This window comes from Streptomyces sp. NBC_00663 (genome assembly GCF_036226885.1).
Classification (GTDB): Bacteria; Actinomycetota; Actinomycetes; order Streptomycetales; family Streptomycetaceae; genus Streptomyces.
This window is the reverse complement of the sequence record NZ_CP109027.1, coordinates 7,340,538-7,361,754: the sequence shown is the minus strand read 5'-3', so window position 1 is coordinate 7,361,754 and position 21,217 is coordinate 7,340,538. Positions and strand designations below refer to the sequence as shown.

At 69.7% G+C, this 21,217-nt stretch carries 19 protein-coding genes and 1 pseudogene; 9 read left to right on the top strand and 11 right to left on the bottom strand.

Features of this window, described 5'->3' with window-relative positions; genetic code table 11:
- Positions 1-5 precede the first annotated feature (5 nt).
- From OG866_RS33320 to OG866_RS33305, 4 genes are read right to left on the bottom strand one after another with little or no spacing between them, the layout of a single operon-like run.
- A complete protein-coding gene (locus OG866_RS33320) occupies positions 6-323 on the bottom strand; it encodes a non-heme iron oxygenase ferredoxin subunit (protein ID WP_275771025.1) in 318 nt (105 codons plus the stop codon).
- Complete coding sequence (sufD, locus tag OG866_RS33315; protein ID WP_329340505.1) at positions 323-1,504, bottom strand: Fe-S cluster assembly protein SufD; 1,182 nt, start codon at positions 1,502-1,504, stop codon at positions 323-325. Before sufD ends, OG866_RS33320 begins: the two co-directional genes overlap by 1 nt.
- Positions 1,505-1,560: 56 nt before the next feature.
- Positions 1,561-2,985 (bottom strand): Fe-S cluster assembly protein SufB, encoded by a 1,425-nt coding sequence (gene sufB / locus OG866_RS33310; protein ID WP_329340504.1) that lies wholly within the window; start codon positions 2,983-2,985, stop codon positions 1,561-1,563.
- Entirely contained in the window at positions 2,982-3,725 is a 744-nt protein-coding gene (locus tag OG866_RS33305; RefSeq protein WP_329340502.1) for a helix-turn-helix transcriptional regulator, read from the bottom strand. The genes sufB and OG866_RS33305 overlap by 4 nt, the downstream gene beginning before the upstream one ends.
- 161 nt (positions 3,726-3,886) lie before the next feature.
- Here OG866_RS33305 and OG866_RS33300 point away from each other — a divergent pair, with 161 nt between their 5' ends.
- The 4 genes from OG866_RS33300 (at position 3,887) to OG866_RS33285 (ending at position 7,509) form a co-directional block, all read left to right on the top strand.
- Positions 3,887-4,684, top strand: a complete 798-nt coding sequence (locus tag OG866_RS33300; RefSeq protein ID WP_329340500.1) for an aminoglycoside N(3)-acetyltransferase — start codon at positions 3,887-3,889, stop codon at positions 4,682-4,684.
- Positions 4,685-4,729: 45 nt separating this feature from the next.
- Complete coding sequence (locus OG866_RS33295; RefSeq protein WP_329340498.1) at positions 4,730-5,653, top strand: ABC transporter ATP-binding protein; 924 nt, start codon at positions 4,730-4,732, stop codon at positions 5,651-5,653.
- The gene (locus OG866_RS33290; protein WP_329340497.1) at positions 5,650-6,420 is read left to right on the top strand and encodes an ABC transporter permease; all 771 of its coding nucleotides are present in this window, start codon (positions 5,650-5,652) and stop codon (positions 6,418-6,420) included. Before OG866_RS33295 ends, OG866_RS33290 begins: the two co-directional genes overlap by 4 nt.
- Before the next feature lie 69 nt (positions 6,421-6,489).
- Positions 6,490-7,509, top strand: a complete 1,020-nt coding sequence (locus tag OG866_RS33285; RefSeq protein WP_329340495.1) for a COX15/CtaA family protein — start codon at positions 6,490-6,492, stop codon at positions 7,507-7,509.
- Here OG866_RS33285 and OG866_RS33280 read toward each other — a convergent pair.
- The 4 genes from OG866_RS33280 to OG866_RS33265 all read right to left on the bottom strand — a co-directional run bounded on the left by OG866_RS33280 (position 7,464) and on the right by OG866_RS33265 (position 10,823).
- On the bottom strand, positions 7,464-8,204 hold the full coding sequence (locus tag OG866_RS33280) for a nucleotidyltransferase domain-containing protein (RefSeq protein WP_329340494.1): 741 nt from the start codon (positions 8,202-8,204) through the stop codon (positions 7,464-7,466). The genes OG866_RS33285 and OG866_RS33280 overlap by 46 nt on opposite strands.
- Positions 8,205-8,250: 46 nt before the next feature.
- The gene (locus OG866_RS33275; protein WP_329340492.1) at positions 8,251-9,357 is read right to left on the bottom strand and encodes an amidohydrolase family protein; all 1,107 of its coding nucleotides are present in this window, start codon (positions 9,355-9,357) and stop codon (positions 8,251-8,253) included.
- Between the two features lie 99 nt (positions 9,358-9,456).
- Positions 9,457-9,789, bottom strand: a complete 333-nt coding sequence (locus tag OG866_RS33270; RefSeq protein ID WP_329340490.1) for a hypothetical protein — start codon at positions 9,787-9,789, stop codon at positions 9,457-9,459.
- Between the two features lie 80 nt (positions 9,790-9,869).
- A complete protein-coding gene (locus OG866_RS33265; RefSeq protein ID WP_329340488.1) occupies positions 9,870-10,823 on the bottom strand; it encodes a heme o synthase in 954 nt (317 codons plus the stop codon).
- A 424-nt stretch (positions 10,824-11,247) separates the two neighbouring features.
- On the opposite strand from OG866_RS33265, the gene tkt reads away from it, so the two are divergent.
- Genes tkt through pgl form a run of 5 tightly spaced genes read left to right on the top strand, consistent with a single transcriptional unit; the run spans position 11,248 to position 17,806 of the window.
- Positions 11,248-13,335 (top strand): transketolase, encoded by a 2,088-nt coding sequence (tkt, locus tag OG866_RS33260; RefSeq protein ID WP_329340487.1) that lies wholly within the window; start codon positions 11,248-11,250, stop codon positions 13,333-13,335.
- Between the two features lie 33 nt (positions 13,336-13,368).
- On the top strand, positions 13,369-14,487 hold the full coding sequence (tal, locus tag OG866_RS33255; RefSeq protein ID WP_329340486.1) for a transaldolase: 1,119 nt from the start codon (positions 13,369-13,371) through the stop codon (positions 14,485-14,487).
- A 3-nt stretch (positions 14,488-14,490) separates the two neighbouring features.
- Entirely contained in the window at positions 14,491-16,014 is a 1,524-nt protein-coding gene (gene zwf / locus OG866_RS33250; RefSeq protein WP_329340484.1) for a glucose-6-phosphate dehydrogenase, read from the top strand.
- Positions 16,011-17,027 carry a glucose-6-phosphate dehydrogenase assembly protein OpcA gene (gene opcA, locus OG866_RS33245; RefSeq protein WP_329340483.1) on the top strand — a complete coding sequence of 339 codons (1,017 nt, stop codon included), beginning with the start codon at positions 16,011-16,013 and terminating at the stop codon, positions 17,025-17,027. Before zwf ends, opcA begins: the two co-directional genes overlap by 4 nt.
- The gene (pgl, locus tag OG866_RS33240) at positions 17,024-17,806 is read left to right on the top strand and encodes a 6-phosphogluconolactonase (protein WP_329340481.1); all 783 of its coding nucleotides are present in this window, start codon (positions 17,024-17,026) and stop codon (positions 17,804-17,806) included. The genes opcA and pgl overlap by 4 nt, the downstream gene beginning before the upstream one ends.
- Before the next feature lie 10 nt (positions 17,807-17,816).
- Here pgl and OG866_RS33235 read toward each other — a convergent pair.
- The 3 genes and pseudogenes from OG866_RS33235 to pgi form a co-directional block, all read right to left on the bottom strand.
- Positions 17,817-18,405 (bottom strand): annotated as a pseudogene (locus tag OG866_RS33235) (thioredoxin domain-containing protein).
- Between the two features lie 99 nt (positions 18,406-18,504).
- Positions 18,505-19,443 carry a DUF3824 domain-containing protein gene (locus OG866_RS33230; protein WP_329340479.1) on the bottom strand — a complete coding sequence of 313 codons (939 nt, stop codon included), beginning with the start codon at positions 19,441-19,443 and terminating at the stop codon, positions 18,505-18,507.
- 102 nt (positions 19,444-19,545) lie between these two features.
- Positions 19,546-21,198 carry a glucose-6-phosphate isomerase gene (pgi, locus tag OG866_RS33225; protein WP_329340478.1) on the bottom strand — a complete coding sequence of 551 codons (1,653 nt, stop codon included), beginning with the start codon at positions 21,196-21,198 and terminating at the stop codon, positions 19,546-19,548.
- Positions 21,199-21,217: the final 19 nt, after the last annotated feature.

The following is a 21,217-nucleotide window of genomic DNA, read 5'->3' as shown; positions in this document are numbered from 1 at the left end:
GTGCCTCAGGACTCCTGGTTGAGGGAGACGAGCACGTCGTCCCCTTCGATCTTTACGGGGTATACGGGGACGGGGCGCGTCGCGGGAAGGCCGGACGGCTTGCCGGTGCGGAGGTCGAAGCTGGAGCCGTGCAGCCAGCACTCGATCTGACAGTCCTCCACCTCGCCCTCGGAGAGGGAGACGTTCGCGTGGGAGCAGATGTCGTGGATGGCGAACACCTCGCCCTCGGTCCGGACGACCGAGACCGGCGTGCCGTCGAGTTCCACCCGCTTGGGGGTGTCCTCCTCCAGCTCGCTCAGCCCACAGGCGCGTACGAAGGCCATCAGACCGTGGCCTCCAGCTCGGCCTCGATCTTCTCGAGCAGGCGCGCCTCGATGTCGTCGACGCCGATCTGCTGGACCAGCTCGGCGAAGAAGCCGCGGACCACCAGACGGCGGGCCTCGTCGGCCGGGATGCCGCGGGCCATCAGGTAGAAGAGCTGCTCGTCGTCGAAACGGCCGGTCGCGGAGGCGTGTCCGGCGCCGACGATCTCGCCGGTCTCGATCTCCAGGTTGGGCACCGAGTCGACCCGGGCGCCGTCCGTGAGGACCAGGTTCCGGTTCATCTCGTAGGTGTCCGTGCCCTCGGCCTTGGCCTCGATGAGCACGTCGCCGATCCAGACCGCGTGGGCGCCGTCGCCCTGGAGCGCGCCCTTGTAGACGACGTTGGACTTGCAGTGCGGGATGTTGTGGTCGACCAGGAGGCGGTGCTCCTGGTGCTGGCCGGCGTCCGTGAAGTAGAGCCCGAACAGCTCGGCCTCGGCGCCGGTGCCGGCGTAGGCCACGCGCGGGTGCAGGCGTACGACGTCGCCGCCGAAGGTCACGACGACCGACTTGAAGGAGGCGTCGCGGCCGATGAGCGCGTTGTGCTGCGCGATGTGCACGGCCTTGTCGTCCCAGTCCTGGACGGAGACGACGGTGAGCTTGGCACCGTCGCCCAGGAGGTAGTCGACGTTGGCGGCGAGCACGGCGTCACCGGTGTGGTCGATGACGACGACGGCCTCGGCGAAGGCGCCCAGCTCGATCACCTGGTGGGCGAAGGCGGTGCCGCCCTCGCCGTGCACGGCGATCCGGATCGGCTCGGTGAGGACCGTCTCCTTGGGGACGGTGATCACGCCGGCCTTCTCGAAGGCCGAGTACGCCTGGGCGGCGATGCGGTCCACCGGGGTGCCCGCTTTGCCGAGCCGGGCGTCGTCGCGGCCGACGGTCTCGACGGTGACGCCCTCGGGGGCCTGCACCTCGACCTTCAGACCCTCGCCGGTGGCGACGGCCGTGCCGTCGTGCAGCCCGCGCAGGCGCTCCAGCGGGGTGAACCGCCACTCCTCCTCGCGGCCGTGCGGGACCGGGAAGTCCGCCACGTCGAAGGACGGGGGCGCGCTCATGCGCGTGGCGACGGTCGACTCGGCGGCAACGGCCACCGCGCCGGCGGTGGTGGACCCCACCGGGATGTTCTGAGCCTCAGCCATGGCTGTCGGTCTGCTCTCTTCCTACGTAAGTGAACTTGACGGAGACGGGTCGCTGACTAGCCGACCGCGCCTTCCATCTGGAGCTCGATCAGCCGGTTGAGTTCCAGCGCGTACTCCATCGGCAGCTCCTTCGCGATGGGCTCGACGAAGCCGCGCACGATCATGGCCATCGCCTCGAACTCGGAGAGACCACGGCTCATCAGGTAGAAGAGCTGGTCCTCGGAGACCTTGGAGACGGTCGCCTCGTGGCCCATGGACACGTCGTCCTCGCGGACGTCCACGTAGGGGTACGTGTCGGAGCGGGAGATGGTGTCGACGAGCAGCGCGTCGCACAGCACGTTGGACTTGGAGCCGTGGGCGCCCTCGCCGATCTCGACGAGACCGCGGTAGGACGTACGACCGCCCCCACGCGCCACCGACTTGGAGACGATGTTGGAGGAGGTGTTCGGCGCCATGTGGACCATCTTGGAGCCGGCGTCCTGGTGCTGGCCCTCGCCCGCGAAGGCGATGGAGAGGGTCTCGCCCTTGGCGTGCTCGCCCATCAGGTAGACGGCCGGGTACTTCATGGTGACCTTGGAGCCGATGTTGCCGTCGATCCACTCCATGGTCGCGCCCTCGTACGCCACGGCGCGCTTGGTGACCAGGTTGTAGACGTTGTTCGACCAGTTCTGGATGGTCGTGTAGCGGCAGCGGGCGCCCTTCTTCACGATGATCTCGACGACCGCGGAGTGCAGGGAGTCCGACTTGTAGATCGGTGCCGTGCAGCCCTCGACGTAGTGGACGTAGGCGTCCTCGTCAACGATGATCAGCGTCCGCTCGAACTGGCCCATGTTCTCCGTGTTGATACGGAAGTAGGCCTGGAGCGGGATCTCCACGTGCACGCCCTTCGGCACGTAGATGAAGGAGCCGCCGGACCACACCGCGGTGTTCAGCGACGCGAACTTGTTGTCGCCGACCGGGATGACCGTGCCGAAGTACTCCTTGAAGAGCTCGGGGTGCTCCTTCAGGGCGGTGTCGGTGTCGAGGAAGATGACGCCCTGCTCCTCCAGGTCCTCACGGATCTGGTGGTAGACGACCTCGGACTCGTACTGGGCCGCGACACCGGCGACGAGGCGCTGCTTCTCCGCCTCGGGGATGCCGAGCTTGTCGTACGTGTTCTTGATGTCCTCGGGCAGGTCCTCCCAGGACTCCGCCTGCTTCTCCGTGGAGCGCACGAAGTACTTGATGTTGTCGAAGTCGATGCCCGACAGGTCCGAGCCCCAGTTCGGCATGGGCTTCTTGTCGAACAGGCGCAGGCCCTTGAGGCGGAGCTTGGTCATCCACTCCGGCTCGTTCTTCTTCGCCGAGATGTCGCGGACGACGTCCTCGTTGATGCCGCGCCGTGCGGAAGCACCAGCCGTGTCGGAGTCCGCCCAGCCGTATTCGTACTTACCCAGGCCCTCGAGCTCGGGGTGGGCAGTCTCCTCGATGGGGAGAGTCATGCGGGGTTCCTCCCGGCGGTGCTTGCAGATGCGTTGTGTGTGGTGTGGGAAATCTTGGGGATGAACGTCGTGCAGACGCCGTCGCCGTGCGCGATGGTCGCCAGTCGCTGGACGTGCGTTCCGAGCAGCTGGGAGAAGATCTCGGTCTCCGCCTCGCAGAGCTGCGGGAACTTTTCCGCGACATGGGCGACGGGGCAGTGGTGCTGGCACAGCTGCTCGCCGACCGGTGCGCTGCGCGCCGTAGCAGCGTACCCGTCCAGGCTCAGGGCCTTGGCCAGGGCTTCGGTGCGCTCCTCGGGGGCGGCGGCCTCGATGGCCCGTCGATAGGCGGTCGCCTGCTCGGCGATCCTGGCGCGCGCGAAGGCGACGACGGCTTCGTCCCCGCCGAACCGCTCCCGGATGAAGTTGAGGGCGTCCGCGGCGAGCTTGTCGTACGACTGGTCGAAGGCGTCGCGACCGCAGTCGGTGAGCGCGAAGACCTTCGCGGGCCGCCCACGCGTGCGCGCACCATAAACCCGCTGCTCGCGTGCCTCCACGACGTCGTCGGCGACCAGCGCGTCGAGATGCCTGCGGACGGCGGCCTGGGTGAGGCCCAGCCGGCCGGCCAGCTCGGCGACGGTCGACGGCCCGTGGTCCAGGATGGATCGCGCGACTCGGTTGCGGGTGGACCGCTCCCCGGTCGCGAGCTCCTCCTGAGGGGTCCCCGTGGGGGTCTCCCGAGCCTCGCCGACGTTTTTCACAACGCCATTGTTGCGTAATTCCTCAGGACCGGGCAACCCACGCCCGGACCGATCAACGGTGGAGTGCATCACTTAGGTAAGGCTGACCTGACCTGCGGAAACGATCTTTGATCGATCAATTCGGTGGCATCGCCCGGTCTCTTCCGGGACACTCCAGAACCATGCCTACACCCCCTCCGACCGGCCCTCTTGTCACCCGCGGCACCGTGGCCACACAGCTGCGCGAACTGGGTGTCCAGGACGGCGAGACCCTCCTCGTCCACTCCTCCCTGAAGTCGCTCGGCTGGGTCTGTGGCGGACCTGTAGCCGTCGTCCAGGGACTCCTCGACGCCCTCGGCCCGAAGGGCACCCTGGTGGTCCCCACCCAGACCGGAGGCCTCTCGGACCCGGCCGACTGGGAGAACCCGCCCGTCCCCGTGGAGTGGTGGGACGAGATCCGGACCTCCATGCCCCCGTACGACCCCCTGATCACCCCCTCCCGCGGTGTCGGCGTGCTCCCGGAGACCGTGCGCACCTGGCCCGGCGCCCTGCGCAGCGCGCACCCGCAGACGTCGTTCGCCGCGCTCGGCGCCCGCGCGCGTGAGGTGATCGACGGACACGCCACCGACTGCCGGCTCGGCGAGCGCAGCCCCCTCGCCCGCCTCGAAGCCCTCCACGCGCGCGTGCTCCTCCTCGGCGCCGGCTACGACGCCTGCACCACCTTCCATCTCGCCGAGTACCGCATCCCGTCCCCACGCGTGAAGGTCGGCCGCCCAGGCCCGGCCGGCTGGGAGACGGTGACCGAGGTGTCGATCACCTCCGACCGTTTCGACGAGCTCGGCCACGACTTCGAACGGGACCGTCCCGTCGTACGAGGCACCGTGGGCGCCGCCGACGCACGGCTGTTCCCGGTGGCCGACGCGGTGGCGTACGCACAGCGGTGGCTGGCGCTGCACCGCCCCCGTACGGAGGAGATCTGAACCCGGCGACCGGAGCCGCCACCGTCGTACCTAGACTCTTGAGCCATGCGAAGTGAGCCCGTGGTCCAGGTCCAGGCCCTGGTGAAGCGGTACGGCACGAAGACCGCGGTGGACGGCCTCGACCTGGTGGCCAAGGCGGGCGTGACCGCCGTACTCGGACCCAACGGCGCGGGCAAGACGACGACCGTCGAGACCTGCGAGGGGTACCGCAGGCCGGACTCCGGCGTCGTGCGCGTCCTGGGTCTCGACCCGGTCCGGCAGTCACGCGACCTGCACACCCGGATCGGCGTGATGCTCCAGTCCGGCGGCGTCTACTCGGGCGCCCGCGCGGACGAGATGCTCCGCCATGTCGCCAAGCTGCACGCCCACCCCCTGGACGTGGACGCCCTCATCGAGCGCCTGGGGCTCGGCGGTTGCGGCCGGACGACGTACCGCCGCCTCTCGGGCGGCCAGCAGCAGCGGCTGGCGCTGGCCATGGCCGTGGTGGGCCGCCCGGAGCTGGTGTTCCTGGACGAGCCGACCGCGGGCCTCGACCCGCAGGCCCGCCGCGCCACCTGGGACCTGGTCCGTGATCTGCGCGCGGACGGCGTCTCGGTCATCCTCACCACGCACTACATGGACGAGGCCGAGCAGCTCGCCGACGACGTCGCGATCATCGACGCCGGCCGGGTCATCGCCCAGGGCTCCCCCGAGGAGCTGTGCAAGGGCGGCGCCGAGAACACGCTCCGCTTCACCGGCCGTCCGGGCCTGGACGTCGGCTCGCTGCTGAAGGCGCTCCCGGCGGACTGCACGGCCGCCGAGCTGACGCCGGGCTCGTACCGGGTCGGCGGCAAGGTGGACCCGCAACTGCTCGCCACCGTCACCTCCTGGTGCGCGCAGCACGGCGTGATGCCGGAGAAGATCTCGGTCGAGCGGCACACGCTGGAAGACGTATTTCTGGAGCTGACCGGCAAGGAGCTGCGCTCGTGACCACGACCGGTGTCTACACCCCGAAGCCGGGCGCGGCGCCGATGGGGCGCATGATCGCGGCGCAGGCGGCGCTCGAGACCAAGATGCTGCTGCGCAACGGCGAGCAGCTCCTGCTGACGGTCGTGATCCCGACCCTCCTGCTCGTGCTCTTCAGTTCGGTCGACATCGTCGACACGGGCGCGGGCGAGGCGGTGGACTTCCTCACCCCCGGCATCCTCGCGCTCGCGGTGATGTCCACGGCCTTCACCGGCCAGGCGATCGCCACGGGCTTCGAGCGCCGCTACGGCGTCCTGAAGCGGCTGGCCGCCTCGCCGCTCCCACGCTGGGGCCTGATGACGGCGAAGACGGCGTCGGTGCTGGTGACGGAGATCCTCCAGATCCTGCTCCTGACGGTGATCGCCTTCGCGCTGGGCTGGGACCCGCAAGGCAATCCGTTGGCCGTCGTGCTCCTGCTGATCCTGGGCACGGCCGCCTTCTCGGGCCTGGGCCTGCTGATGGCCGGCACGCTCAAGGCGGAGGCGACGCTCGCCGCAGCCAACCTCGTCTTCCTGCTGCTCCTGGTCGGCGGCGGCGTCATCGTCCCGATGGACAAGTTCCCCTCCGGCGCGCAGGACGTGCTGGGGCTGCTGCCCATCTCGGCCCTGTCCGACGGGCTGCGGGACGTGCTCCAGCACGGGGCCGGGATGCCATGGGGCGACCTGGGGATTCTGGCGGTGTGGGCGGTCGTCGGGCTCGCCGCCGCCGGCCGGTTCTTCCGCTGGGAGTAGCCGAACAGCCGCCACGGCCGATCCCGCGAACAGCCCCCTCGTGAAAGCGTGCACAAGCGGCCCCCTACGATGGACCCCGTGCCAAAGATGACCCGCGCCGACGCCACAGCCGCCGCGCGCAACCCCCTCGCCTTCATCGCCGCACGCTGGACCCCGGAACCCCGGACGGTGCAGCGGGCGGCCCTCGCCGCGCTCCTCATGTCGGTGGTCATCGTGGTCACCGGCGGTGCGGTGCGGCTCACCGGCTCGGGCCTCGGCTGCCCGACCTGGCCCAAGTGCACCGAGGACTCGCTGACCACCACCAGCGAGATGGGCCTGCACGGCTACATCGAGTTCGGCAACCGCATGCTGACGTACGTCCTGTGCGCCGCCGTCGGCTGGGCCATCATCGCCGCCCGCTCGCAGAAGCCCTACCGCCGCAGCCTCACCCGGCTGGGCTGGGCGCAGTTCTGGGTCGTGATGGGCAACGCGATCCTCGGTGGGATCGTCGTGCTGGTCGGCCTGAACCCGTACACGGTCGCCGCGCACTTCCTGCTGTCGACGGCCCTGATCGCGGTCGCCACGGTGATGTGGCAGCGCACCCGTGAGGGTGACGACGCACCGCGTCCGCTGGTCGGCGCGTCGGTGCAGCAGCTGGTGTGGTTCCTGGTCGCCGCGTCCGTCCTGCTGATCGCGGTGGGCACGGTCGTGACCGGCTCGGGCCCGCACGCGGGCGACTCCAGCGAGGTCGATCGGATGCCGCTGGACTGGGAGACGGTCAGCAAGCTGCACGCCGTGCTCGCGTGGATCGTGGTGACGCTGACGTTCGCCCTGTGGTTCGTCCTCAAGGCCGTCGACGCCCCCAAGGGCCCGCTCGACCGCACCCGCGACCTCTTCCTGATCCTGCTCTCGCAGGGTGTGATCGGCTACGTGCAGTACTTCACCGATCTGCCCGAGATCCTCGTCGGCGTGCACATGTTCGGCTCCTGCCTGGTGTGGATCGCGGTCCTGCGGGTGCTGCTGGCGCTGCGCGAGCGACCGGAGGTCGAGATCCAGCTGCCGGATCAGCCGTACGCCGCCACCAGCTCGTCGATCGCCGGTCCCAGGTAGCTCCGGGTCAGTTCGCCCCTGCGCGCCGCCCACTCCTCGGTGGTCGGCGCGGGGTGGTCCTCGTAGCGCCGCCGTCCGATGTCCTCGACCACCTCGACGGGTGCGCCGAGTTCCGGCAGCAGTTCCAGCGCCTCCCGCTTGGAGAGCAGCCGTCCGTCGCACAGGGTGGCGGTCGCGCGGGCGAAGGTCGTCAGGCCCACGTCGACCCAGGGGGCCTGCCGCCACCGTTCCGGTTTCCGGAGCTTGGGCCGCCAGAAGTCACGCTGATCGCGTACGACGAACTCGTCGAGCTCCCGATCCGGCACCGGCGGCAGCAGCCCGGCGGGCGCCTTCCCGTGCAGCACCCGCCCGAAGGTGTGCAGTTCACGCCGGGTCACCGGGGTGACGGGCCGCCTGAACAGCTGCTGGTGCGCCCAGGTCAGATGGGACCGCCCGGCGTCCTCGACGGCGTCCGGCGTCAGATAGGTGCAGTGCAGAAGGCCGGCGAGCGGCTCGTTCCGCAACCGGGCGTGCAGGGTCGCCAGCCGCCAGACGGTGCGCGGGGTGAGCGGGGCTTCCAGGACGGCGATGAGGTCGAGGTCGCTGCGGCCCTCCTGGTAGTCGCCGCCGGCGAGCGATCCGTGCGCCCAGAGGGCGATCGGGGCGATGGGGGCGAGGCCGGACAGGAAGCGGTCGAGTAACGCGTCGGTCTGCATTCCCCCATCCTGTACAGCGCGCCCGGGCCCGTACACCCCGCACACGTCACTCCAGCCCGTACACCCTGCGCGCGTTGCCCGCCGCGATCAGCCCCGCCACCCGCTGGGCGTCCGCGAGCGACCACGCGCCCTCGGCGACCCAGGTGCCGAGGACCCGCCCGAGCGCCTCGCGGAACAGCCGCGCGCCCACGACATGGAGTTCGGGCAGCCCTTGGGCGCCACTGGAGAAGAGGATCTTGCCGAAGGGGGCGAGTTCCAGGATCTCGGCGAGGACGGTCGCCGCGCGGGCCCCCGTACGCACGAGAGCGGCCCCCGAGTCGGCGTAGACGTGCGGGAAGACGCCCGCGAGGTGGGCGGCGTGGCGGTGGTACGGGTAGCCGTGCAGCAGGACCAGGTCGGTGCCGAGGCCCGCCGTGGCGCGGACGAAGTCGGTGAGCAGCACCGGGTCCGTGCGGTCGATCCGCTGGCCGGGCTCACCCAGCCCGGCGTGCAGTTGGAGGGGCAGTCCCGAGGCGACGGCGATCCACAGCAGATGCCGTAGCAGCACGGGATCGGTCAGTTCGCCGCCCACCCGGCGGCTCGCGAGCCACCGCCCGGCCGCGCCCCGCACCTCGCCCGGGCCGGGCGGCTCGGGGGCGAGGGCCAGTCCGTGCCGTACGCCCGCCACCGAGGTGAAGGCGACCGCGCTGGTGGCCGCCCCGTGCACGGATTCCGCGAGGTTGGCGAGGAAGGACTCGACGGTGCCGGAGGTGTCGGCGACCTGTTCGGCGAGGAGTTCCAGGCGCACGATCTCGCGGGCCTCGGCGTCCGACGCCACCGCCATCTCGTCGGGGCCGGTCAGATCGCCGGGCAGGCCCGCGTCGACGAGGTACGTGGTGATGCCGCTGCCGCGCAGCAGTCTGCGGCCCGCCTCCAGTACGCCGAGTTCACGGCGTCGGGCGAGATAACGGGCGGGCGGACAGTGCGGTTCGAGACCGAGCAGGGGTGGACACCAGCGGCGTACGGCGAAACCGGTCTGGGTGTCGAACAGGGTCGTACCGGGGGCGGGTGGCCCCTCGGTACGGGCCAACTGGGCCTCGAAGGTGCCGAGGCCCAGCTCGGTTCTCAGTACGCCGTGGCAGTACTGGTCCACGAGGGACGGCGTTTCGATCATCCGGGCTCCCGTGACTGGACCATGTCCTCTTACGGGGCCTAACGGGTGAACGGGGTGTCAGGTGTTGCTCGGACACACCCCGTGCGAAACCGGCGTGCCTCAGGTGTTGCTCGGGCCGCCCACCTGGATGCCCGCCATGCGGGTCCACTCGTAGCGTCCGGTCGTCACCTTCGCCGCGAACTCGCCGTCGAAGTCCTCGTGGACGGTGATGCCGGACTTCTCGACGGCCTTCCGGGCGATGTCGTACGTCGGGGCGACCAGGTTGCCCCAGTTGCCGTCCTCGCCGACGAGGGCGATCCGGGCGCCGGTCTGGCCGATGTAGGCCACCTGGCCCTCGGCGCCGCCGTGTGCCTTGGAGAAGGCGGTGATCTGCTTGGCGAGCTTGGCCGCCTTGCGGTCCGCCTTCGCGTCAACCTGCTGCGTGTCTGCCATGGCCAGGATGCTACCGACGAGTAGATCGTTCGGCGACGGGCGGGGTGCGTGACCCTTGCCTCAGAGCGACCCGTCCACCGCTAGCGCAGGAAGGGGTCGACCGCGATCGCCACGAAGAGCAGCGAGACATAGGTGATCGACCAGTGGAACAGGCGCATCTCCTTGAGCTTCCCGCCCGTCACCTCCGCCTTCGCGCGGTTCTGCAACGCGTGCGCCTCCCACAGCCACCAGCCGCCCGCGACCAGGGCGACCAGCGTGTAGAACCAGCCGGTGTACCCGAGGGGCGTCAGGAGCAGGGAGACAGCGACCATCACCCAGCTGTAGAGGACGATCTGCTTGGCGACCGTCTTGTTGGAGGCGATGACCGGCAGCATGGGCACGCCCACGCGCGCGTAGTCCTCCTTCACCTTCATGGACAGCGGCCAGTAGTGCGGCGGCGTCCAGAAGAAGATGACCAGGAAGAGGATGACCGGCGCCCAGGTGAGCGAGTTCGTCACCGCCGACCAGCCGATCAGGACCGGCATACAGCCGGCGATGCCGCCCCACACGATGTTCTGCGAGGTGCGGCGCTTGAGGATCATCGTGTAGACGACGACATAGAAGAGCAGCGCGCCGAGGGACAGCCAGGCCGACAGCCAGTTGACGGTCAGCCCGAACAGCAGCGTCGAGACGACCGCGAGGCTGATGCCGAAGGCCAGGCACTCGCGCGGCGACACCATGCCGGTGACCAGCGGACGCTGCGAGGTGCGGTCCATCAGGGCGTCGATGTCCCGGTCGATGTACATGTTCAGCGCGTTGGCGCCGCCCGCCGACAGGTAGCCGCCGACGCAGGTGAGAAGCACCAGCGTCAGATCGGGCACCCCCTGCTCGGCGAGGAACATCACCGGAACGGTGGTGATGAGCAGGAGCTCGATGATCCGCGGCTTGGTCAGCGCCACGAATGCCTTGACACGGGCCCCGAACGGCCGGTGACTCGAGCGCTTGCTCTCCCCCAGCACACCGGCTGGACGGGATTCGACGGCCGTCACGCACACCCCTACAGAGACATCCCAGCAAACCCCTCCCGTGTGAAGTCCCGGTAAAGGCTCGCGCGTACCACGCCACTGTAGACGTTGCCCATACCCCGACATTCGCGGGGGTGGGGTCGTGTTGGCAGGCGCCCCCGGATGAGTGGAAGGACGCCTCTGCGAGCACGCGCCGAACGAGCCGACGGACGCTCCGTCGAGCGCCCTCCGGAAGAGCCGATCGACACTCGGTTGAGCACTCGAACGAGCGGCGCCGTATTCAGTTGCCGAACGTGATTCGGGCCAGTCGGGAGGCGGATCCTCGAAGGGCCCGTCAGTCTGGATTGAGTCGAAAAAACGCACGTACTTACGGGGGTAGGCTCGACAACGGCCGGGGCGCCCGAAGCACCGGCATTCGACATGCCTGACATGTGGAGAGGAGCCCTGACCCAGGGTGAGCACCAAGCCGACCACCACAGACCTCGAGTGGACCGAGTTGGACCAGCGGGCCGTCGACACCGCCCGCGTCCTGGCCGCCGATGCCGTACAGAAGGTCGGCAACGGCCATCCCGGTACGGCGATGAGCCTGGCGCCTGCCGCGTACACCCTCTTCCAGAAGGTGATGCGGCACGACCCCGCCGACCCCGAGTGGGTCGGACGCGACCGGTTCGTGCTGTCCGCGGGCCACTCGTCCCTGACCCTCTACACCCAGCTCTACCTGGCCGGTTTCGGCCTTGAGCTGGACGACCTGAAGGCGTTCCGGACGTGGGGCTCGAAGACCCCCGGTCACCCGGAGTACGGCCACACCAAGGGCGTCGAGACGACGACCGGCCCGCTGGGCCAGGGTGTCGCCAACGCGGTGGGCATGGCCATGGCCGCCCGCTACGAGCGCGGTCTGTTCGACCCGGAGGCCGCCGAGGGCGAGTCCCCGTTCGACCACTTCGTGTACGCCATCGCCGGTGACGGCTGCCTCCAGGAGGGCATCTCCGCCGAGGCGTCCTCGCTGGCCGGCCACCAGAAGCTCGGCAACCTGGTCCTGCTGTGGGACGACAACCACATCTCGATCGAGGGCGACACCGAGACGGCCGTCTCCGAGGACACCGTCAAGCGGTACGAGGCGTACGGCTGGCACGTCCAGCGGGTCGCCCCGAAGCCGGACGGCGACCTCGACCCGCACGCCCTCTACAACGCCATCGAGGCCGCGAAGCAGGTGACGGACAAGCCGTCCTTCATCGCGATGCGCTCGATCATCGCCTGGCCCGCCCCGAACGCGCAGAACACCGAGGCCGCCCACGGCTCGGCGCTCGGCGACGACGAGGTGGCCGCCACCAAGCGCGTCCTCGGCTTCGACCCGGAGCAGTCCTTCGAGGTCTCGGACGAGGTCATCTCCCACACGCGTCAGGCCCTCGACCGTGGCCGCCAGGCCAAGGCCGAGTGGGAGAAGCAGCTCCAGGAGTGGCGCAACAACAACGCCGAGCGCGCCGCCGAGTTCGACCGGATCGCCGCCGGCGAGCTGCCCAAGGGCTGGGAGGACAAGCTCCCCGTCTTCGAGCCCGGCAAGGGTGTCGCCACGCGTGCCGCGTCCGGCAAGGTGCTCCAGGCCCTCGGCGCGGTGATCCCCGAGCTGTGGGGCGGCTCCGCCGACCTCGCCGGCTCGAACAACACCACGATCGACAAGGACTCGTCCTTCCTGCCGGCGGACAACCCGCTGCCGGAGGCGAGCCCGTACGGCCGCACGATCCACTTCGGCATCCGCGAGCACTCCATGGCCGCGGAGATGAACGGCATCGCGCTGCACGGCAACACCCGTATCTACGGCGGCACGTTCCTCGTGTTCTCCGACTACATGCGCAACGCCGTGCGGCTGTCGGCGCTGATGCACCTGCCGGTGACGTACGTGTGGACGCACGACTCCATCGGTCTCGGTGAGGACGGCCCGACGCACCAGCCGGTCGAGCACCTCGCCTCGCTGCGCGCCATCCCGGGTCTGAACGTGGTCCGCCCGGCCGACGCCAACGAGACCGCCATCGCCTGGCGCGAGATCCTCAAGCGCTGGACGAAGGTCTTCGGCAAGGGCGCCCCGCACGGCCTCGCGCTGACCCGCCAGGGCGTGCCGACGTACGAGTCCAACGAGGACGCGGTCAAGGGCGGATACGTCCTGTTCGAGGCGTCCACCGGCGCTCCCGAGGTCGTCCTGATCGCCACCGGTTCCGAGGTGCACGTCGCCGTCGAGGCGCGCGAGCAGCTGGAGGCCGACGGTGTGCCCACGCGCGTCGTGTCCATGCCGTGCGTGGAGTGGTTCGAGGAGCAGGACCAGGGGTACCGGGACAGCGTCCTGCCGCCCGCCGTCAAGGCGCGTGTCGCGGTCGAGGCCGGTATCGGGCTGACCTGGCACAAGTACGTCGGGGACGCGGGCCGCATCGTTTCCCTGGAGCACTTCGGTGCTTCGGCCGACGGCAAGGTCCTCTTCCAGGAGTTCGGTTTCACTGCGGAGAACGTGGCCGCGAAGGCCCGGGAATCCCTGGCCGCCGCCCAGCGCTGACGCTGACATACGACACGTAGGAGATGTAATTCCATGACAGACGCACTCAAGCGCCTCTCCGAAGAAGGCGTCGCGATCTGGCTGGACGACCTGTCGCGCAAGCGGATCACGTCCGGCAACCTCGCCGAACTGATCGACCAGCAGCACGTCGTGGGCGTCACCACCAACCCGTCGATCTTCCAGAAGGCGATCAGCAGCGGCGACGGTTACGAGCAGCAGCTCACCGACCTCGCCGCTCGCAAGGTCACCGTCGAAGAGGCCCTCCGCATGATCACGACGGCGGACGTCCGTGACGCCGCCGACATCCTGCGCCCGGTCTTCGACGCCACCGGCGGCCAGGACGGCCGCGTGTCGATCGAGGTCGACCCGCGCCTGGCCCACCACACCAAGGCGACGGTCGCCGAGGCCAAGCAGCTGGCCTGGCTGGTGGACCGCCCCAACACCCTCATCAAGATCCCGGCCACCAAGGCGGGCCTGCCGGCCATCACCGAGGTGATCGGCAACGGCATCAGCGTCAACGTCACGCTGATCTTCTCGCTGGAGCGCTACCGCGAGGTCATGGACGCGTACCTCGCCGGTCTGGAGAAGGCCAAGGCCAAGGGCCTCGACCTCTCTCTGATCCACTCGGTGGCGTCCTTCTTCGTGTCCCGCGTGGACACCGAGATCGACAAGCGGCTCGACGCGCTCGGCACCGACGAGGCCAAGGCCGCCCGCGGCAAGGCCGGTGTCGCCAACGCGCGGCTCGCCTACGAGGCGTACGAGGAGGTCTTCTCCTCCGACCGCTGGGCCGCCCTCGACAAGGCGCAGGCCAACAAGCAGCGCCCGCTGTGGGCCTCGACCGGCGTGAAGGACCCCGCCTACAAGGCGACCCTCTACGTCGACGAGCTCGTCGCGCCCAACACGGTGAACACCATGCCGGAGGCCACCCTCCAGGCCACCGAGGAGAGCGGCGAGATCCGCGGCAACGCCGTGGCCGGTACCTACGACCAGTCCCGCGCCGAGATCGACGCGGTGGAGAAGCTCGGGATCTCCTACAACGAGGTCGTGCAGCTGCTGGAGGACGAAGGCGTCGAGAAGTTCGAGGCGTCCTGGAACGACCTGCTCAAGTCGACCGAGGCGGAGCTGGAGCGCCTCGCACCCTCGGAGGGCTAAACCTTGTCGAGCAGCAACCCGCTGCGTGACCCCGCCGACCGACGGCTCCCGCGTATCGCGGGGCCGTCGGGCCTGGTCATCTTCGGCGTCACGGGCGATTTGTCCCGGAAGAAGCTCATGCCCGCCGTGTACGACCTCGCGAACCGGGGTCTGTTGCCGCCGGGCTTCTCACTGGTCGGCTTCGCACGCCGCGAGTGGGAGCACGAGGACTTCGCCGCCGAGGTCCACGACGCCGTCAAGGCGCACGCCCGTACGCCGTTCCGTGAGGAGGTCTGGCAGCAGCTCATCCAGGGGATGCGCTTCGTCCAGGGCACCTTCGACGACGACGACGCGTTCGAGCGGCTGCGCGGCACCATCGAGGAGCTCGACAAGGCACAGGGCACGGGCGGCAACTTCGCCTTCTATCTGTCGGTGCCGCCGCGCTCCTTCCCGGTGGTCATCCAGCAGCTGAAGAAGCACGGCCTCGCCGACCAGTCCTCCGGTTCCTGGCGGCGCGCGGTCATCGAGAAGCCGTTCGGCCACGACCTGAAGTCGGCCGAGGACCTCAACAAGGTCGTCCACGAGGTCTTCGGCTCGGACCAGGTCTTCCGCATCGACCACTATCTGGGCAAGGAGACCGTCCAGAACATCCTGGCGCTCCGCTTCGCCAACCAGATGTTCGAGCCGATCTGGAACCGGTCCTACGTGGACCACGTGCAGATCACGATGGCCGAGGACATCGGCATCGGCGGTCGCGCGGGCTACTACGACGGCATCGGCGCGGCCCGTGACGTCATCCAGAACCACCTCCTCCAGCTCATGGCGCTCACCGCCATGGAGGAGCCGTCCTCCTTCGACGCGGACGCGCTGGCCGCCGAGAAGACCAAGGTGCTCGGCGCGGTACGGCTGCCGAAGGACCTGGGCCGGGACACCGTCCGCGGTCAGTACGCCGAGGGCTGGCAGGGTGGCGAGCAGGCGGTCGGTTACCTCCAGGAGGAGGGCATCGACGCCAAGTCGAAGACCGACACGTACGCCGCGATCAAGCTGGAGGTCGACAACCGCCGCTGGGCGGGCGTCCCCTTCTATCTGCGCACCGGCAAGCGGCTCGGCCGCCGGGTCACGGAGATCGCGGTCGTCTTCCAGCGGGCCCCGCACTCCCCCTTCGACTCCACGGCCACCGAGGAACTCGGGCAGAACGCGATCGTCATCCGCGTCCAGCCGGACGAGGGCATCACGGTCCGCTTCGGCTCCAAGGTCCCCGGTACGTCCATGGAGATCCGGGACGTGTCGATGGACTTCGCGTACGGCGAGTCCTTCACGGAGTCCTCGCCCGAGGCGTACGAGCGGCTGATCCTCGATGTGCTGCTCGGCGACTCGAACCTCTTCCCGCGCACGGAGGAGGTCGAGCTGTCCTGGAAGATCCTCGACCCGATCGAGCAGTACTGGGACAAGCACGGCAAGCCGGCCCAGTACCCGTCCGGCACCTGGGGGCCGGTCGAGGCGGACGAAATGCTCGCACGAGAGGGACGGAGCTGGCGCCGGCCATGAAGACAGACCTCACGGACACCACCGCCAGCAAGATCAACAAGGCGCTGGTCAAGGGCCGTCGGGCCATCGGCACCCCGGCCGTCGGCATGGTGCTCACGCTGGTCATCGTCACGGACGAGGAGAACGCGTACGACGCCCTGAGGGCCGCCAACGACGCGTCGCGCGAGCACCCCTCGCGCACGCTGGTGGTCATCAAGCGCGTCTCGCGCTCACCCCGCGACCGTACGCAGTCCCGCCTGGACGCCGAGGTGCGGGTGGGCGCGGACGCGGGCACCGGCGAGACGGTCGTGCTGCGGCTGTACGGCGACGTCGTCCACCACGCCCAGTCGGTGGTCCTGCCGCTGCTGCTGCCGGACGCCCCGGTGGTCGTCTGGTGGCCGGTGGACGCGCCCCTCGACCCGGCGAAGGACCCGCTGGGCGCGCTCGCCCAGCGCCGGGTCACCGACACCTACGCCTCCGAGCAGCCGGTACGGGACCTGGGCGCCCGCGCCGACGCCTACACGCCCGGCGACACCGACCTGTCCTGGACCCGCATCACGCCCTGGCGCTCGATGCTGGCGGCGGCCCTCGACCAGGTCACCGTGGACGTCAAGGGCGTCGAGGTGGAGGGCGAGGAGTTCAACCCGAGCTGTGAGCTGCTTGCCATGTGGCTCGCGGACCGGCTGGACGTGCCGGTGAAGCGCTCGCTGTCCAACGGCCCCGGCCTGACCGCGGTCCGTATGGACACCAGCCACGGCCCGATCGTCCTCGACCGTGCGGACGGCGCCCTGGCGACGCTGTCCATCGAGGGCCAGCCGGACCGTGCGGTGGCGCTCAAGCGGCGGGAGACGGCCGAGCTGATCGCGGAGGAGCTGCGGCGCCTCGACCCGGACGACACGTACGCGTCCGCGCTGCGGTTCGGGGTGGAGAAGCTGAATCCGGCTCCGGTGCCCGCTGTCGTCGAGGAAGCACCCGCTCCCCCGAAGAAGACGGCCGTCAAGCGCGCCCCGGCCAAGAAGGCGGCGGCGAAGTGAGCACTCCGCAGCTGGTCGTGCACCGCGACAAGGAGCTGATGGCGCAGGCCGCCGCGGCCCGCCTGATCACGAAGATCGTGGACGCGCAGGCCTCCCGGGGCTACGCGTCCGTGGTCCTCACGGGCGGGCGCAACGGCAACGGTCTGCTGGCCGCGCTGGCGGCGGCGCCCGCGAGGGACGCCGTCGACTGGGGCCGGCTCGACCTGTGGTGGGGGGACGAGCGCTTCCTGCCCGAGGGCGACCCGGACCGCAATGTCACGCAGGCCCGCGAGGCCCTGCTGGACGCGGTGCCGCTCGACCCGAAGCGGGTGCACGCCATGCCCGCCTCGGACGGCCCGCACGGCGCCGACGTGGACGCGGCGGCGGCCTCGTACGCGGAGGAACTCGCCCGTGCGGCGGGCCCGGAGAACCACGGTTCGGTGCCGACCTTCGACGTCCTGATGCTGGGCGTCGGCCCGGACACGCACGTGGCGTCGCTGTTCCCCGAGCTCCCCGCGGTCCGGGAAACGGATCGTACGGTGGTCGGTGTGCGCGGCGCCCCGAAGCCCCCGCCGACCCGGGTCACCCTCACCCTGCCCGCCATCCGCGCCGCCCGCGAGGTCTGGCTCCTGGCGGCGGGCGAGGACAAGGCCCAGGCCGCGGCGATCGCCCTGTCGGGCGCGGGCGAGATCCAGGCCCCGGCGGCAGGCGCACAGGGCCGCTCCCGCACCCTGTGGCTCCTGGACGCGGCAGCGGCCTCACAACTGCCGCGCTCGCTGTACCCGCCGGCATCGTCCTGAGCGTCCTGGCTCAGAAGTCCAGTTCCTTGAGCAGGCCGGGATCTTTCCCGACCTGCTCAAGGAAGGTCTCGAAGAGCGAGGGGTCGAACAGCAGCCCGTAGTACAGCTCGGGAATGACCACGTCGTTGATCACCGCCGTCGGTGTGCCCTCCGCCGCGGAACCGTCGAAGACCTTCTGAGAGGCCGTCACGAACGTGCGGTACTTCATCGTCTTCACCGCGGAGTCGAAGGCGGGACCGCGCAACAGATAGGCGTCGGTGAAACCGTCGACGGCCTCCGCCGGCTGGTTGGCGTACAGCACATCGTGGTACTCCGCGAACTTGCCCGCCTCCAGCGCCGCCCGCAGGGCGTTGACCGCCGGTGGTCTCGAACTCCTCGCACACCGGGCAGCGCAGGTCCTCGTACAGATGCACGGCGAGCGGGGCATGCGAGTCGCCGACCACGATCGTTGTCCCGTCCGCGGAAAGCTTCTCGGGCACGTCCGCCAGCCCCGCATACGCGGCCGGAGCCTCCCGGCCCGCCCTCCGCGGCGCGTCCTCGTCCGCTTCGTGCCGCTGCCCGCACCCGGCGAGCGTCGCCCCCACCAAGGCCGCCGCCATCACCACGGCGAGCCGTCCCCCACGCATCATCTGCACCTCTGGTAACCCCCCGATTTCAGGAGGACCCTAAGGCACGGCCCGCGGGAAACGCACAGGCCTTCAGGAGCCGTACGGTCCTGGGCCGTAGGGATTGCCCTGGTTGTAGGGGTTCCCGGCGGGCGGGCCGTACGGGTTCCCGGGGTTGTACGGCTGCCCCGGACCCGGCCCGTACGGGTTGCCGTACGGGTTCCCCTGCGGCGGCACGTACGGCGGCGTCGGAGGGGTCTGGGGCGGCATCGGTGGCATCGGCGGGACGGGCGGCGCCTGCGCGGCCGGGTGGGCCGCCAGGCGGATGCCGTAGCGCTGGTCCAGTCGTCGCATCTCCATCAGCGCGATGCCCGTGACCGTCAGGGGTGCGCCCAGGATGAACAGGACGCCCATCCCGAGGCTCAGGCCGTGCAGGTCGCCCGTGAAGAGGTCGGGCAGGGCCATCAGCCAGGTGGTGACCGTGGCCAGCAGCGGCGGCAGACAGCGGTGCACACCGGCGGTGCCGAAGAAGTTCGCGCCCACGTGCCAGGCACCGCGTCCGACGAAGACCGCCAGCCAGATCACCATCGGGGCGAGCAGCAGCAGGAAGAATCCCGCGGCGGTCGTCGACTGCAACAGCACGACCGTGAGCACGATCGACCCGACGAAGAGCAGCAGCAGCTTCAGCGAGTTGAACAACGGCGGTTTCAACGACCGGATGTCGCCGTGCCGCTTCCACACCAGGAGCATGACGCCGACCGTCAGCGGCGTGATGAACAGCAGGACGACGGACGCCGTCAGCATGTTCTCCAGCATCTCGTCGAAGGCGAAGCCGCCCTCCACGAAGGTGTAGACGCCGACCGCGGCGATCGTCCCGGCGATGAGACGGATCTTCTTGAGCTGCTCCACGGCCGGGTCGATGGACTCCGGGATCCACGCCGGATGAAACGCGGCCCGTGCCGCGTGCTTCGGCTTCAGCAGATCTCTCGCCGTCAGCGAGCCACCTGTCCAACTGCCTTGCGAACCAGCCACTTTGCACTCCCCCGAGCCATGGCCTCCATGATCGTCGGGAGTCTACGGGAAGCGGCCGGTCCCGCGCCGCCCGCTTTCCCGCATCGTGACCCTCAGCGCCGGCTACCGGCCGCGCAGCTCCCGGTACTTGGCGACCAGGGCCCGGGTCGAGTCGTCCAGACCCGGCACGTCCGCGCCCTCCGTGAGCGCCGGTTCGACCCGCTTGGCGAGTACCTTGCCCAGTTCGACGCCCCACTGGTCGAAGGAGTCGATGTTCCAGACGGCGCCCTGCACGAACACCTTGTGCTCGTACAGCGCGATCAACTGGCCGAGCACGGACGGCGTCAGCTCACGGGCGAGGATCGTCGTCGTCGGGTGGTTGCCCTGGAAGGTCTTGTGGGCCACCAGCTCCTCCGGCACCCCCTCGCCCCGCACCTCGTCCGGCGTCTTACCGAAGGCCAACGCCTGTGTCTGCGCGAAGAAGTTGGCCATCAGCAGGTCGTGCTGCGCCTTGAGCCCCTCGCTCAGCTCGGCCACCGGCTCGGCGAAGCCGATGAAGTCCGCCGGGATGAGCTTGGTGCCCTGGTGGATCAACTGGTAGTACGCGTGCTGCCCGTTGGTGCCGGGCGTGCCCCACACCACGGGACCGGTCTGCCAGTCCACGGGCCGGCCGTCGCGCTGCACCGACTTGCCGTTGGACTCCATGTCCAGCTGCTGGAGGTAGGCGGTGAACTTGGACAGGTAGTGGCTGTACGGCAGCACCGCATGCGACTGGGCGTCGTGGAAGTTGCCGTACCAGATGCCCAACAGGCCAAGAAGCAGCGGCACGTTGGACTCGGCGGGGGCGGTGCGGAAGTGCTCGTCGACGATGCGGAAGCCGTCGAGCATCTCGCGGAAGCGGTCCGGGCCGATGGCGATCATCAAGGAGAGGCCGATCGCCGAGTCGTAGGAGTACCGCCCGCCGACCCAGTCCCAGAACTCGAACATGTTGGCCGTGTCGATGCCGAAGTCGGCGACCTTCTCGGCGTTGGTGGACAGAGCCACGAAGTGCCGGGCGACGGCTTCCTGGCCGGCCTTCAGCTCATCGAGCAGCCACTCCCGCGCCGAGGTCGCGTTGGTGATCGTCTCGATGGTGGTGAAGGTCTTGGACGCGATGACGAACAGTGTCTCCGCCGCGTCCAGGTCACGGGTGGCCTCGTGCAGGTCGGCACCGTCGACGTTCGACACGAAGCGGACGGTGAGGTCGCGGTCGGTGTAGGCGCGCAGTACCTCGTACGCCATCGCCGGACCTAGGTCGGAGCCGCCGATGCCGATGTTGACGACGTTCCTGATGCGCTTGCCGGTGTGGCCGGTCCACTCGCCCGAGCGCACCCGGTCGGCGAAGCCGGCCATCTTGTCGAGAACGGCGTGCACCTGCGGGACGACGTTCTCCCCGTCGACCTCGACCACCGCGTCCGGCGCTGCCCGCAGCGCGGTGTGCAGGACCGCCCGGCCCTCGGTGGTGTTGATCCTCTCGCCGCGGAACATGGCGTCCCGCAGCCCGAAGACGTCCGTCGCGGCGGCCAGTTCCCCCAGCAGCCGCAGGGTCTCGTCGGTGACCAGGTGCTTGGAGTAGTCGATGTGCAGGTCGCCGACCTGGAGCGTGTAGCCGGCGCCGCGCCCGGGGTCTGCGGCGAACAGCTCGCGCAGCCGCACCTCGCCGAGTTCCTCACGGTGCTTGGCCAGAGCGGTCCACTCGGGCGTCTGGTTGAGCCTGGTACGGCCGTCTGCGTTCATGTCCGACTTCCGCCTTCTT